The 14,753-nt window shown below is 41.6% G+C and carries 15 protein-coding genes; 2 read left to right on the top strand and 13 right to left on the bottom strand.

The annotated features are described in order from the left end of the window. Positions 1–10: 10 nt before the first annotated feature. The 13 genes from ES896_RS06325 to sppA all read right to left on the bottom strand — a co-directional run bounded on the left by ES896_RS06325 (position 11) and on the right by sppA (position 11,912). Entirely contained in the window at positions 11–694 is a 684-nt protein-coding gene (locus ES896_RS06325; protein ID WP_035391153.1) for a metal-dependent hydrolase, read from the bottom strand. A gap of 66 nt (positions 695–760) precedes the next feature. Next, positions 761–1,516 carry an SDR family oxidoreductase gene (locus ES896_RS06320; RefSeq protein ID WP_008343153.1) on the bottom strand — a complete coding sequence of 252 codons (756 nt, stop codon included), beginning with the start codon at positions 1,514–1,516 and terminating at the stop codon, positions 761–763. A gap of 95 nt (positions 1,517–1,611) precedes the next feature. Next, the gene (locus ES896_RS06315; RefSeq protein ID WP_135226575.1) at positions 1,612–2,517 is read right to left on the bottom strand and encodes a phosphotransferase; all 906 of its coding nucleotides are present in this window, start codon (positions 2,515–2,517) and stop codon (positions 1,612–1,614) included. Positions 2,518–2,635: 118 nt separating this feature from the next. After that, positions 2,636–4,009 carry an argininosuccinate lyase gene (gene argH / locus ES896_RS06310; RefSeq protein WP_008343150.1) on the bottom strand — a complete coding sequence of 458 codons (1,374 nt, stop codon included), beginning with the start codon at positions 4,007–4,009 and terminating at the stop codon, positions 2,636–2,638. Continuing rightward, positions 4,006–5,217 (bottom strand): argininosuccinate synthase, encoded by a 1,212-nt coding sequence (locus ES896_RS06305; RefSeq protein ID WP_008343148.1) that lies wholly within the window; start codon positions 5,215–5,217, stop codon positions 4,006–4,008. The genes argH and ES896_RS06305 overlap by 4 nt, the downstream gene beginning before the upstream one ends. A gap of 173 nt (positions 5,218–5,390) precedes the next feature. Then, positions 5,391–5,906 carry a MogA/MoaB family molybdenum cofactor biosynthesis protein gene (locus ES896_RS06300; protein ID WP_024718668.1) on the bottom strand — a complete coding sequence of 172 codons (516 nt, stop codon included), beginning with the start codon at positions 5,904–5,906 and terminating at the stop codon, positions 5,391–5,393. Positions 5,907–6,005: 99 nt separating this feature from the next. Beyond that, entirely contained in the window at positions 6,006–7,190 is a 1,185-nt protein-coding gene (locus ES896_RS06295; RefSeq protein WP_007501728.1) for an acetate kinase, read from the bottom strand. A 229-nt stretch (positions 7,191–7,419) separates the two neighbouring features. After that, a complete protein-coding gene (locus tag ES896_RS06290; protein WP_035391146.1) occupies positions 7,420–8,394 on the bottom strand; it encodes a class I SAM-dependent methyltransferase in 975 nt (324 codons plus the stop codon). Between the two features lie 88 nt (positions 8,395–8,482). Continuing rightward, positions 8,483–8,983, bottom strand: coding sequence for a thiol peroxidase (gene tpx / locus ES896_RS06285; protein WP_007501731.1), 501 nt, complete (start codon positions 8,981–8,983; stop codon positions 8,483–8,485). A gap of 112 nt (positions 8,984–9,095) precedes the next feature. Continuing rightward, entirely contained in the window at positions 9,096–9,548 is a 453-nt protein-coding gene (gene ytfJ, locus ES896_RS06280; RefSeq protein ID WP_007501733.1) for a GerW family sporulation protein, read from the bottom strand. Positions 9,549–9,562: 14 nt separating this feature from the next. Beyond that, a complete protein-coding gene (locus ES896_RS06275; protein ID WP_008343138.1) occupies positions 9,563–10,270 on the bottom strand; it encodes a DUF2953 domain-containing protein in 708 nt (235 codons plus the stop codon). Positions 10,271–10,371: 101 nt separating this feature from the next. Next, the gene (locus ES896_RS06270; protein ID WP_007501737.1) at positions 10,372–10,896 is read right to left on the bottom strand and encodes an RDD family protein; all 525 of its coding nucleotides are present in this window, start codon (positions 10,894–10,896) and stop codon (positions 10,372–10,374) included. A 14-nt stretch (positions 10,897–10,910) separates the two neighbouring features. Further along, on the bottom strand, positions 10,911–11,912 hold the full coding sequence (sppA, locus tag ES896_RS06265) for a signal peptide peptidase SppA (protein WP_008343134.1): 1,002 nt from the start codon (positions 11,910–11,912) through the stop codon (positions 10,911–10,913). A 447-nt stretch (positions 11,913–12,359) separates the two neighbouring features. On the opposite strand from sppA, the gene ES896_RS06260 reads away from it, so the two are divergent. Together ES896_RS06260 and ES896_RS06255 are read left to right on the top strand one after the other, a co-directional pair. Then, positions 12,360–13,163, top strand: coding sequence for an NAD kinase (locus tag ES896_RS06260; protein ID WP_008343132.1), 804 nt, complete (start codon positions 12,360–12,362; stop codon positions 13,161–13,163). A 116-nt stretch (positions 13,164–13,279) separates the two neighbouring features. Further along, positions 13,280–14,722 (top strand): DEAD/DEAH box helicase, encoded by a 1,443-nt coding sequence (locus ES896_RS06255; RefSeq protein WP_017367842.1) that lies wholly within the window; start codon positions 13,280–13,282, stop codon positions 14,720–14,722. The last annotated feature ends 31 nt before the right edge of the window (positions 14,723–14,753 follow it).

Here is a 14,753-nt window from a genome sequence, read left to right as displayed (position 1 = left end):
TTTCTATTAATTATATATCGATGGATTCTCCACTGTTTAATACGTGACCCACGCCGCCATGCAAGCTGTCTGCAAACGCATGAGGATCTTGCTCAATCGGCGGGAATGTACTGTAATGAATCGGTACGACTTGTTTCGCACGAAGCCACTCTGCTGCGATTCTCGCATCGTCTGGTCCCATCGTGAAGTTATCCCCTATTGGCAGGAAGGCGAGCTCAATATGATTCAGCTCCCCAATGAGTTTCATATCCGAGAAGAGAGCCGTGTCTCCAGCATGATAAATTGTTTTGCCTTCAGCAGTAAATAAAATACCGGATGGCATCCCTGTATACGTAATCGTTTTGGATTCTTCATCAATGACCGCTGAGCCATGGAACGCTTGCGTCAGCTTGACTTTACCAAATTCAAATTCACGTCCGCCGCCAATAGAAAGCGGGTGCGTTTTCACCCCTTGCCAGCCTAAATAAGTGGCAAGTTCGAATGGCGCAATCACGAGTGCGTCATTGTTTTTAGCGATTTCAATCGTGTCTCCGACGTGATCTCCATGCCCGTGCGTGAGCAAAATGACATCTGCTTTCACATCTTGCGGTTTGATATCCGTGTGCTTATTTCCATTTAAAAATGGATCAATCCAAATATGGTATCCGTTTGTTTCAATGTGTACGACTGAATGTCCATGATATGTAGCTTTCATGTAAATATATCCACCTTTCGAATTTGATCTCATTTTGTCTATTCCCTCTATAAAAAGCTGAAAAACTTAGTGCCTGTGAATGACATTAAGACCACCTGTTGCTTCAATGACGGTTCCTGTAATGAGGTCTGAACGGTCATCACATAGAAATGAAATGATACGACCGATATCCTCACCTGTCCCAGACCGACCAATCGGTGTTTCATCGTCTTTTATCTGACGTGCTTCTTCTATCGTTGATTCTTTCATGTCTCCAACGATTTTGCCTGGACACACCATATTAGCGGTGATGCCGTTTTCGGCTTCTTCAATCGCAATGGTTTTCGTCAATGACGCAAGGCCCACTTTTGCCGCTCCGAAAGCTGATCTGTGCATCCAGCCTGGCGCATGGTCTGCACCTTGGAAGCCATATGTGATAATCCGGCCAAAGCCTTGTTTTCTCATCATAGGGATCACCATTCGGAACAAATGGAACACTGCGGATAGGTTGCCTTCCATCATTTGATACCATTCGTCTTCAGAGTAATCCGCGAGTTTTTTTCGTTCAAAAATATAAGGTCCAGCATTATTGATCAAGGCATCAATCCGCCCAAATCGCTCTGCTGCCAGCTCGACCATGTTTTTTAAATCTTCTTTGTTTGTCACATCGCCTTGGACAAATTGAAGCTTTTCTTCGTATTCTTGCAGTTCTTCTTTCATCTGCCGGACAGCTTCATCATCACTTCGATAATTCACTGTCACAGAATACCCCATATTCAGTAAAGACTCGGTGACTTTCCTGCCAAGTCCTTTAGAACCCGCTGTTATTAATGCGTGTCGCACACAATCTCCTCCTAAAACAAAGGTTGCAAGTTCATGTGTTTCTTTTATTATCTTTACTTTACTATAAACCGGCTCCCTTCGCACTTTTGAACCCTTTAACAATGAGGGGAAAACCGTATAGGGTGATTCATCCACTTTTTCATATCCCATGAACCATGGATATCGAGAAGCAGCGAAACAAACCGATAGCATTCTCTCACCTCATGAAGCTGGCGAGGAAGCGGGCAAATCTCTTCATATCCTAATTGAACCGCTTGTGCAGCTTCTTTCGTCAAAAGGTATTCGAGTGCAATAAAATCAAACGCAGCTGGTCCAAATACGACATATTCCGTATCAACTAGACTCGCCACTTGATCATCGTCTTCAATATATTGCGATGGGTCTAAATCAATTAAAATGAGACTGGCTGAATCAGGAGGACTTAGCGTTTCAAGCTTTTGCTGCACCTTTTCTGCATAATCCTGATATTCAGGCTGATCAGCGTAATAGCGGCTGATAAGTTTGGAAACTGCCTTTTTTAACAGCGCATGGAATTCTCTCAAATGTCTCTTTTCTCCCCCGTATACTGCTCCGAAAAAGGTTGTTTGATATGAATGAAGATGCGCTAGTTTCCTCCCGTAATCCCTATAGAATTGTGCTGAACGGCCCTCAAAAGATGTTAAAGGGATTCCTTCTACTTTTTCCATGACATAAAAGTGTTTCCCCGCCTTCTTCACTTTACGAACAACTTTCGGAATATGAAAGGAATTCGTATGAGCCAGCTTTTCATTGATTTCATCAAGATGCTCTTGTACAGTACGGGCATCTACTCCATAAATCATGTTGATCCCATACACAAATTCACTTTCTTCTCTTGCAGTTTTTGGAGATTTCACTACATATTCCGTTTGGTCTTGTAAGGAAATCAGCCACACATCATTAGCCCTGCCGTCGTATGGTTCTCCTAACGTTTTCACTGATACGATAGGCTGATCAAACAAAGCCTGCAGCGTTTTCTTCATGAACTGTTGTCACTCCTTATTCAGCTTGACACTGGTATGCTTTCATTTTCTCCAGTGAAGATCAATCTCCTTTTTCCCATGAAAAAAACCATCCGTATAAACGAATGGTTTTGGCGAATTATGCTAGGCAGGCTTTTGCTTTTTCTAAAGCGAGCTGAATTTGTTTAAATCCAGTTCCACCTGCACTTGTTCTTTTTTCAACAGCAACATACGGATCAAGAACAGTGTAAATATCTTGTTCAAAGAGGCCGCTTGCTTCTGTAAATGTTTCAAATGGAAGGTCACTTAAATAGATGCCTTTTTGAATGCATGTATACACAAGCTTCCCTACGATTTCGTGTGCTTCACGGAATGGCATACCTTTTTTCGCAAGGTAGTCTGCCACTTCGGTCGCATTTGAGAAATCTTCTTTTGTTGCTTTTTTCATGACATCTTCGTTCACTGTCATCGTTTGAATCATGCCTGTGAAGATTTGCAGGCTGCCAGCGATCGTTTTCACCGTATCAAACATGCCTTCTTTATCTTCTTGCAAGTCTTTGTTATACGTAAGCGGCAAGCCTTTCATAATCGTGAGCAGCCCCATCAGGTTGCCATATACCCGCCCTGTTTTGCCGCGGATCAATTCAGCCATATCCGGGTTTTTCTTTTGCGGCATCATGCTGCTGCCTGTTGCGTACGTGTCATCAAGCTCAATAAATTTGAATTCTTGAGAGCACCATAAAATGATTTCTTCACAAAGACGTGAGAGGTGCATCATCACAAGACTGCTATTAGACAAGAACTCTAAAATGAAATCACGATCACTCACGCCATCAAGGCTGTTCTCGTAAATATGGTCAAAGCCAAGAAGCTCTGCTGTATATTCACGATCAATTGGGAATGTCGTTCCTGCTAACGCCCCGCATCCAAGTGGTGACACATTAATCCGCTTCAATGAATCTTGAAAACGCGCTTTGTCCCGCTCAAGCATCCAAAAGTAGGCGAGCATATGATGGGCAAAGGAGATAGGCTGTGCACGCTGTAAGTGCGTATATCCTGGAAAAATCGTTTCAACGTGCTGTTCAGCTTTTTCTACAAGCACTGTTTGAAAAGAAGAGATCAGCTCAATGATATGCTCTACTTGGTTATTCAAATATAAATGCATATCGGTTGCGACCTGATCATTCCGGCTTCTCGCTGTGTGCAATTTGCCGCCAAGCGGACCAATCTCATCAATGAGCATTTTTTCAAGGTTTAAATGAATGTCCTCATAATCTACTGAGAAATCGAGTTCATCCGCCTCCGCCTTTTTCATGAGCGTATTCAGTCCGTCTTTGATCGCAGCGGCCTCCTCATCACCGATGATACCGCATTTATTCAGCATACTTGCATGGGCAAGGGAGCCGGTCAGATCTTCTTTGACTAATTGTTTGTCGAAATGAATGGATGCACCAAACTCATCGACCCATTTTTCTGGTGTTTTTTGAAATCGGCCTCCCCAAAGCTTTTTCATGCTTTAACCTGCTCCTTTTTGTTCACGATGCTGTTTACTTTTGTTGGTAAACCCCAAAGGTTAATAAATCCTACAGCTGCATCATGATCGAATTCATCTGCTTTTGTGTAAGTTGCTAGATTTTCATCATAAAGTGAATATGGTGATTTACGTCCTTCTACAATGGCATGGCCTTTAAATAGTTTCACACGTACAACACCTGTTACGTTCTTTTGCGTTTCTTGTAAGAATGCATCTAGTGCTGATTTAAGTGGTGAGAACCATAAGCCGTTGTATATTAATTCAGCCATTTTTTGTTCAACGATTGGCTTAAAGTGTGCTACTTCTTTGACAAGCGTTAAGTCTTCAAGTTCTTTGTGTGCTTTTAATAGGGTAACTGCACCTGGGCACTCATACACTTCACGAGATTTGATTCCAACAAGACGGTTTTCAACATGATCGATTCTGCCTACACCATGCTGGCCAGCAACTTCATTTAAATGAAGGATCAGATCAGATAATGAATACTGGATTCCGTCAATCGCTGTTGGTTTTCCTTTTTCAAACGTGATTTCAATGATTTCAGGTGTGTCAGGTGTTTTTTCAAGTGGATTTGTCAGATCATAAGCACCTTCTGGCGGCGCTGCCCAAGGATCTTCTAAAATACCACATTCGTTACTTCTGCCCCAAAGGTTTTGGTCAATTGAATATGGGCTATCTAAGTTAATCGGAATTGGAATACCGTGCTTTTGTGCATAGTCGATTTCTTCATCACGAGACCATTTCCATTCACGCACTGGTGCAAGAACTTCTAGGTCTGGATTCAATGCTTTGATTGATACTTCAAAACGAACTTGGTCGTTTCCTTTTCCTGTACATCCGTGTGCAACGGCTACGGCATTTTCTTTTTCTGCGACTTCCACTAATTTTTTGGCAATGAGCGGACGAGATAGTGCAGATACTAACGGGTATTTCCCTTCATACATCGTGTGTGCTTGCAGTGCTGCAAGTGCAAATTCTTCAGCAAACTCTTCTTTTGCGTCGATCATGTAAGATTGAACAGCTCCGACTTGAAGTGCTTTTTGTTGAACGAATGCTAAATCTTTTCCTTCACCTACGTCCAGGCAGCAAGCAACAACTTCGTAACCTTGCTCCTGTAACCATTTAACTGCAACAGAGGTATCAAGACCTCCGGAATATGCTAATACGACTTTTTTATTTTGTGACATGTTTGAAAAGCTCCTCTCGCTTGTTTTGATTCTGTGAATGTTTTTTGCATAAAAATAAGTTTTAATTTATAAACATGCATTTAGTATGTATACACTGTAACAAGGAAAAATTGTTTTTTCAACCCCTTTATGAAAAAAACTCTGCCAAATTTTCTTGGCAGAGTCATTTTGGGCTATTTTTGATCTTTTTCAAGCTCTCGCAAGACATGAGGAAGCTCTGGAATAATGAGTTTGGTCATGGCTAACCGAACTGCTCCGGTAGAGCCTGGTGTGGCAAAAACGGCTTTTTGGTTAATCACCCCTGCCGTCGCTCTAGATAAGATAGCGGCTGATCCAATATCTTCTGTATAGCTCAGCATGCGAAAAATTTCTCCAAAGCCCGGCAGCTCTTTTGAGAAAAGAGGTGTAATGGATTCAATCGTGACGTCCCTTGCTGCAATACCAGTTCCCCCGTTTAACAAGACGGCATCAATCTTCGCTTCACTTGTTCCTTCTAAAACGGCGTCTTGAATCGCTCCAATGTGATCTTTCACAATATCGTATGCAAGAATAAGGTGCCCTTGTTCTTTGAGCAAATCAATCATCAGACGGCCGCTTTTATCTGTTTCTTTTGTCCTTGTATCACTGACGGTAATGACTTTTACATGAAGCCTCGTTTTCGCTTCGCGTTTATGTTCTTCGACGCTCATCTCTTCACACCGCTCCTTTCATATTGCCTCACATTATAGCATGCTGATTTCAATAGAAAAAAGCCCTTTTCCGCTGAGGAAAAGAGCTTTAAAAGGATGTTACGCTAAACGCATAACGTCTCTTGCAATCATGACTTCTTCGTTCGTTGGAATCACGATGACTTTTACAGGAGAGTGAGGGTAGCTGATGAATGCTTCTTCGCCTCTCATGTTGTTAAGAGATGGATCCCAGTATACGCCCATGAATTCTAGACCACGAAGTACACGTGCTCTCACTTCTGAGCTGTTTTCACCGATTCCAGCTGTGAAGATGATGGCATCTACACCATTCATTCTCGCTGCATAAGAACCGATGTATTTATGAATACGGCTTGCAAAAATATCTAGTGCTACTTCTGCACGGTCGTTTCCTTCTTCTGTCGCTTCTTCGATATCACGAAGATCACTTGAAAGACCAGACACACCTAAAAGACCACTCTTCTTATTCAAAGTAGAAAGTACTTCTTCCGCTGTATGTCCTGTTTTCTCCATAATAAATGGAATAAGGGCAGGGTCAATGTTACCTGAACGTGTTCCCATTGCAACACCCGCAAGTGGTGTGAAGCCCATTGACGTATCGATTGATTTTCCGCCTTCAACTGCTGCGATACTTGCACCATTTCCAAGGTGGCAAGAAATCAAACGAAGCTCTTCAAGAGGACGGCCTAATAGCTCTGCTGCACGCTCTGTTACGAACTTATGGCTTGTCCCGTGGAATCCGTATTTACGAATACCAAAGTTTTTGTAGTAGTCGTACGGAAGGCTGTATAGGTAAGACTGCTCTGGCATTGTTTGGTGGAACGCTGTATCGAACACAGCAATCGCTGGTACGTCAGGCAGAATTTGTTTAAATGCTTTGATTCCTACAACGTTTGCAGGGTTGTGAAGTGGTGCAAGCTCTGAAAGCTGATCAATGTCATTGATGACTTCATCTGTTAATACAACAGAATCGCTGAATTTTTCTCCGCCGTGAACGACGCGGTGTCCTACGCCATCAATTTCATTAAAGTCTTTGATGATGTTAAATTCAATTAGTTTTTCAAGCAGCATTTTAACCGCTACTGCATGATCTGGAATATCTGTGACTTCTGTTTTCTTTTCTCCATCTACAGAAATCGTGAAGATACTGTTGTCCATTCCGATTCTTTCAACAAGACCTTTTGTTAAAACGGTTTCTTCTGGCATGTCGAACAATTGGAATTTAAGAGATGAGCTTCCTGCGTTGATTGCAATAATTTTGGACATTACTGTCGCTCCTTTTACTCAGTTGTTATATAAGGTTTCACGTTTTTTCGGTGCTATATTCAACCTGTTTAAACGGGTCTTTTATAGTTTAACGATAAGTCCGAAAAATATCTGACTTTTTCATTTAAACATTGAAAACTTTGCATTTCAAGTACACCTTCGAACTGTTACCGCTTACATCAATAAGTCGTTATTTTCTGAATAATAAAATAGCCAGACATCACTCTGGCTATTCTTTCGTTTCTTTTTCTTCTATAAACCATTGGTCTAATTTTCTCATGACGCCAACCATTGCTTCCTTCTGTGAGAAAGATGGCAGATTGGCAAATAGCATACGTTTCGGTGCTTCGAGCCCCTCTTTTTTCTTTTGCATCACAAATAAGCTTTTGGCATGCTTTTTGTCTTTGAACATAGAGACTGGCAGCTGAATTAACGCATTCATATATGCATGTTCTTTGATGAAATCCTTTAATTGTACGCTTTCTTTTCCTTCAAATAAATCGTTTGGAATGATGAAGAATAAGAAGCCGCCTTCTTTCGTGTAACGAAGACTTTGCTCAATGAATAAATAATGCGCAAAGGAATGACCTTCTTTTGCCTTTAATTCATAGTCTTTAGCGCGCTCATCATTTGGATAATACCCGACAGGAAGACTGCATACAGCAACATCTGCTGGTGAGATAAGAAGCGGCTCAAGGCTGTCCTGGTGGAAAAGCTCTACTTCTTTTTCTTCTAAGTTCGCTTGTGCCCACGCAATTTTAATGAGCACGTCATCAATTTCAGAGGCAAAACCACGTGTTGTTTCTGCTGTTACATTGTTGAGGACCGCAAGCAGTAAATTCCCTGTTCCCGCTGCTGGATCAAAGACAACCAGCTCTTTTTGTCCTTCTAAAAATTTATTGACCAAATAGCTGACAAACAGACCAATTGTATCAGGTGTCATCTGCCGGTTTGGATGTGAAATATCTTTTTGTCCTTTCAGTACGGCGAGCTGAAACGCTTTACGAATCTGCTCATGATCATAAGAGGCGAAATCTGCTTTCTCTATTAAATCTTTTAGTAAACCGTTTCGATCATTTGACTGGAAAAAGGCTTCTCCTGCTTCTGCCAATGCTTCAATATAGGAAATGTTCTGTTCCTTTTTTAAACGAATTGAAGCTGTATCGAGCAGCTCAAAAATCGTACTCACTTGATCTTTCTGCAATGCTTTTCTCTCCTCGCTTTGTTAAAAGCTATATGTTCTCATTGAAAAGAGCCCCAGTATGAAGCCGGAGCTCTTGTCGATGCTGCTTTTATAACAGTGATTTCGCAGCCTCAATGGCTTTTTCATAATTTGGATGATTGGTTGCTTCGCTTACATACTCAGTGTAAACCACTTTTCCGCTTGGGTCTAATACGAAGACCGCACGCGCCAATAAACGCAATTCTTTCATATATAAACCAAACGCTTCACCAAATGACATATCTCTATGATCAGATAATGTTTCGACATTTTCAATTCCGTTTGCTCCGCACCAGCGTGCTTGTGCAAATGGTAGGTCTGCACTAATGGTATAAATATTGACCGGACCTAAGCCGGCTGCCTCTTCATTGAAACGTCTTGTTTGTGCGTCACACACACCTGTATCAATAGAAGGAATCACTGAGATAATCGTCACTTTTCCTGTTAAATCAGAAAGTGAAACTTCCCCTAGTGAGTTCGTTAATACCGTGAAATCTGGAGCCTGCTCGCCTACTTTCACTTCATTTCCTACAAGCGTTACTGGGCTCCCTTTAAATGTGATCGATGCCAAAACAATTCCTCCCTTATCAAATGTATGGTTCTATCATAGTAGAGAAAGCAAAAAACTGCAAAGCCTAATCGTCCATTTTGAAAAAAAAGTTAACTGCAGGGCAGCTAACTTTTTAAAGGTCTATGTCATCTAGTTTTCGTTCTTTGTGACGATGCTCCCGTTCATCCTTCTTAAACATGTGCTGAAGACGTTCAATTGCTTGAGGAGCAGAATCCAATATTTTATCGAGCAGATGTGTGTGTTCATCCAAATGAAGCATTCTAACGCCATTTGTTCCCACAATTAAAAAGGCGATTGGTGTAATCGATACTCCCCCGCCGCTTCCGCCTCCAAATGGGAGTCTCGGTTCTTTTCGTTCTTGTTCATCAGACCGTTTTTCTTTCTTTTGGTTACCGTTGAATTCACTGCCGCCGGCTGCAAATCCAAAACCAACCTTTGACACAGTGAGAATGACACTGCCGTCAGGGGTTTCGACTGGATCGCCGATGATCGTGTTCACATCAATCATTTCTTTTAAGTTTTCCATCGCTGTCTTCATCAGACCTTGGATTGGATGATCTGCCATTTTCGGGTTCCTCCTTAAACAGATGATTCATTCTTCGTTGCTTGAAGAGAGGCATTTTTTCTCGCCTTTCTCCCTTTTAACCAATGGACAAGTAATCGAATGGCTGCAAGCATAGCATGTCCAATCCGAAAATAAGCTATACATGCAAAGTGTGTCTGTGATACATTGTGCTGAAAAGCGGGAATCACTTCATAGACGGGTTTGTGCTTAAAGGTGAGATGCTCCTGCATAAAGGCAAGAAGTGCTCCTTTGACTGACCACACACCGCCGGCTGCTACACCTGTTAAAGCTGCGTCATGAAAACCAATCCATGTGGACCAGTGAAATGAGACGATTTTTATATGAATGAAGAACTTTCGCATGATCCGGTTTAGATCGACAATCTCTTTTGTAATACGCTCCATTTGATGAAGGATTTCTTTCACATCACGTTTTCCCACTTTTTTATGCATGGTTTCTTTTTCTTGATTAGGCGTTTTGGTGCTGGCCATTTTCTTTTCACGAATATCAATCGTTTGATCTTCCGTATTCACTTTCACCATCGGAATGTCTTTCTTCAGTCTGACGATTCCATATAAGGTGATGATCTTCACCGCAATATGGTCATTGTCATTTGCATGTGAATAGTCCAGTGAAATGGTCACTTTCATAAAGATCAATAAGATCACAAGGAACAAAAAAGCGGCAATCCAAACGTACAGCACTGTGCTCACTTCCTCCATAACAAATGATGCTTCCTCTACGATTATGGCTCTCCTTCTGGATTTTATACCCAATCACCCAAAAAAAGAGTTTGACCGGTACCCGGCCAAACTCTCTTTGGTTATGCGTTTGATTCTGTTTTTTCATATAAATGTTCATGAACAACCACCGTATCTGCAAAGTAGTCATGAACCCCTTGCTTTTTCGGCGTGAACCCAACCACAGCATAGAGAACAAAAAGCGTATTAATATATCGCCCCACAATTTCTCTAAAGAAAATGACATCCCATGACAGCTTCTTCTCCGGCTGAAGTGAGACGACTTTGATTCCAAACACCATCTTTCCAAGTGTTTGTTGGAAAATCTTCGTCATGATCGCAAAATAAAGCAGAAAGACAATTGTGGTTGTGACGGAAAATGGGGAAAACCAGCCTCCACCTTTTGACCAGCCAAAGAGACTAAAGATTGGAGAAACCGTCAAATGGTTAACACCCCATACGACGAGCCAATCTAGGATAAATGCCCAAAATCTAATCCAGAAACCTGCAAAGGCCTGCGCTTCAATTGAAGTGCGCTTCGCAAGAGTCGGCCTTGATTCTCCCTCTTGGCTGCGACTTTCCGTTACTTCATCGAATGTAGAATCCATCTATGATCCCTCCTTTATTTTGAATAGAGATACATCGGTTTAGACCCATTTGAGCCAGCCAGTGTTTCTTTTAAGTTCAGAAAATCAATTTCGCTTTTAAAGAGCTTGCTTGCACTCATATTGAAAAGAGAGTTCCAGCCAAAGCTTTGTGAATAGCTGATCACCTTTGCTCCTTTTAGGCCTTTTTCATTTTTCTTCATTGCTTTTAGTGCATCTTCATAGTACCCAAGCTCATCCACTAATCCGTTCGATTTCGCCTGTGTTCCGTCATAGACCCGGCCGTCAGCAATTTTCTTGACGTCCTGCTTAGACATGCCGCGTCCTTCAGAAATGACTTTCACAAAGCCTTCATAAGAGTTGTCAACCATGCTTTGCATGATAGCACGCTCATCTTTTGTCATATCACGATTTGGAGACATGATGTCTTTGAATTTTCCACTTTTAATGGTTTCATATTTGATGCCTAAATTATCTGCCAGCTTTGCATAATTCAAACTTTGCATGATGACCCCTAGAGAGCCTGTTAACGTTTCAGGTGAAGCAAAGATTTTTTTCGCTGGAGTGGATACATAATAGCCGCCAGAAGCCGCCATTGAACCCATGGAAACATAAATTGGCTTCTTCGCTTTCTTTACTTCTTCTAATTTTTTATGTATTTCAGCACTTTCATAGACACCGCCGCCAGGAGAGTTGACACGCAGCAAGACACCTTTCACAGACGCATCGTCTTTTGCTTTATCTAATTCTTTTAAGAACGCACGATGATCATATGCTTCCCCGCCTAAAAGACTGGATGCACCACCGTTATCTTGAATCGTACCATTAATCTCAAGTACAGCAATTTTACTCGCTCCGCTGCCATCCTCTAGTACCTTTTCTTCGATTTCGTCCCCGAATTGATAGCTCATCTTATTATCATTGAAGCTTTCATACAAGGCCGTCGTGATACTAATCACAATCGAAAAGCCGAAAACACCAAGTGCAATGATTAAGGCTACCCATCTTTTCGCATTCATTTCTTTCTCCTCCTTTTTGTCTCACTTCGTTCATACGAATACACACATGAAATGTTTCACAGGAACTGTGGTTTTTTTACATTTCATTTCAACATATGATAGCACCGATGTGAAATGACGATCAACTTTACATCTTCTATCATTTGCTCATCATGACGAAAAATTGGTTATTTTATCCTCTTCCTACATCTAATAGCTCAGATCATCTCCACAACGAAACGCCCAGACCTCTCTAGCCTCCAAAATGAGCTATTAAATTATGCTCAAAGTCAGCGTTGTCTAATCACTTACAATGACTCATTTCTCAAATGGAAGCCTCTATCATGATGAAGCGTCTTTCTAATATTTTTACTTTCATATGAAAAAAGTGTAAAATGTGAGCAAGGGTTTTTATGTAAGCCCTTTACTACTCGAAATCTATTTTTGACAACAAAGGGGAGAACGTCAATGACAGACAATCGTCGCAATGTATTTTTCTTTTACAAAAAAGATCATGAATTGGATGGACACATTTCTTCTCTGGAGAAGCTCGCTACCGATCAAGGCTTTCACGTCGTAAAGCGTGCAGAAGATGCCCATATCATTGCTTCAATTGGTGGAGATGGTACATTTCTTCAAGCGGTCCGCAAAACGAACTTCCGGGATGACTGCTTGTATGTAGGGGTATCAAAAACAGAGAATTCGCACCTATACTGCGATTTTTCGTTAGAACATTTTGATAAAATGATTGATGCCATGAACACTGAACAAATTGAAGTGAGAAAATATCCGATCATCGATGTAAGCGTTGACAGTACAAACCAGTTCCATTGTTTAAACGAACTGTCGATCCGCTCTAGCATCATTAAAACATTTGTCATCGATGTGTATATAGATGATTTCCATTTTGAAACCTTTAGAGGCGACGGGATGATTATTTCCACTCCGACCGGTTCAACGGCCTACAATAAATCTGTCAATGGCGCCGTGGTGGATCCTATGCTTCCGTGTATGCAAGTAACCGAGCTGGCATCGCTGAATAACAACTCATACCGTACACTTGGAGCTCCTTTCATTTTAAGCAGTGATCGCAAGCTGACACTAAAGGTTGTTCAGGACGGTAACGACCATCCGATTATCGGTCTTGATAACGAAGCGCTAGGTACAAAACATGTCAAACAAATTGACATTGGCCTTTCTGGTAAAGTGATCAAAACGGTCAAATTAAAAGATAACTCCTATTGGGAAAAAGTAAAACGCAGATTCCTTTAATTATTGAAAAGCTCCTTTATGGGGCTTTTTTTCATGCCTTTTTATTCAAGGTCATGGTGTCTTTGAAAAGATATGGTATGATGTCACAAGTATACATGTACGAAAAGGAGAACACGATGCCATTACAACATTTTGATCAATATCCATTAAGCGATGAATTGAAACAAGCGCTAGAAGCGCTTCATTTCCATACACCTACACCCGTCCAGCACGAGACATTATCCGTTGCTTTTTCAAAGCAGGACCTCATTGTCAAATCTCAGACAGGCAGTGGCAAAACAGCAGCCTACGGTCTGCCAATTTGTGAAATGGTGGATTGGGCTGAGAATAAACCTCAAGCCCTCATCCTCGTCCCAACAAGAGAACTTGCCATGCAGGTCAAACAGGATCTGACCAGCCTCGGACGATTTAAACGAATCAAAGCGGCCGCCATTTATGGAAAAGCTCCATTTCAAGCACAAAAAATAGAGCTTGCACAAAAGAACCACATTGTGTGCGGAACGCCAGGACGAATATTGGATCACCTCGAAAAAGGGACACTTTCTTTAGACAATCTGTCATTTTTCGTGTTAGATGAAGCAGACGAAATGCTGAACATGGGATTTATTGATCAAGTCTCTTCTATTATTCAGCATCTGCCGCCAAAGCGGATGTCGATGTTATTTTCAGCGACGATGTCTGATGAAATGAAGGATTTGAGTGAGCAGTTTTTACAATCGCCAAAAGTGATAGAGATTGCTCGGGAGGAAACGACGAAGCAGCAAATCACCCACACGTTGATTGAAACCGAGGAAGAAGGCAAGTTTTCATTACTTCAACGAACGATTGTCATTGAAAATCCAGATAGCTGTATCATTTTTTGCAATACGCAGGAGCGAGTGAATGAGCTGACGATGAAGCTAGATGAGTGGGATGTTCCTTGCGATAAGATTCATGGCGGGATGAGGCAGGAAGACCGCTTTGCCGTCATGGATGAATTTAAAAACGGGGAATTCCGTTATTTGATCGCAACAGATATTGCAGCCCGAGGAATTGATGTCAGTGATATGACACATGTCATTCATTACGACTTGCCATATGAAAAAGAACGCTACATTCACCGGACTGGAAGAACTGGCAGAGCGGGTAAAAGCGGAAAAACGATTGCGTTTATGACAAGGCACGGGCAGCCGCTCATTGAAGAATTAAAAGAGGAAGCTGGCATTCATTTTCAAATTCAGCCTTATCCTACAAAAGAAGAAGCAGAACAGCATGTGGCAAGCTTTGAAGAAAAAATTGAAACACCGATTCAAAAGGAAAATAAGCAGGCCGGCATAGAAAAAGATATTATGAAGCTGTATTTTAATGGCGGGAAGAAAAAGAAACTCCGGGCAGTTGATTTCGTTGGAACGATCGCCAAAATAGACGGAGTTGCGTTTGATGACATTGGGATTATTACCATTCAGGAAACGAAAACATATGTAGATATTTTAAATGGCAAAGGCCCTCTTGTGCTAAAAGCCATGCGGCACACAACGATTAAAGGCAAGCAGTTAAAAGTACATGAAGCACGTGCATAAAAAGTGAAGGCTAAGCGCCTTTACTTTTTTT

The sequence above is a fragment of the Bacillus sp. 005/A4HT-01/001 genome, assembly GCF_004634445.1.
In the GTDB taxonomy this organism is placed as follows: domain Bacteria; phylum Bacillota; class Bacilli; order Bacillales; family Bacillaceae; genus Bacillus; species Bacillus altitudinis.
This window is presented reverse-complemented; position numbering and strand designations above follow the sequence as displayed.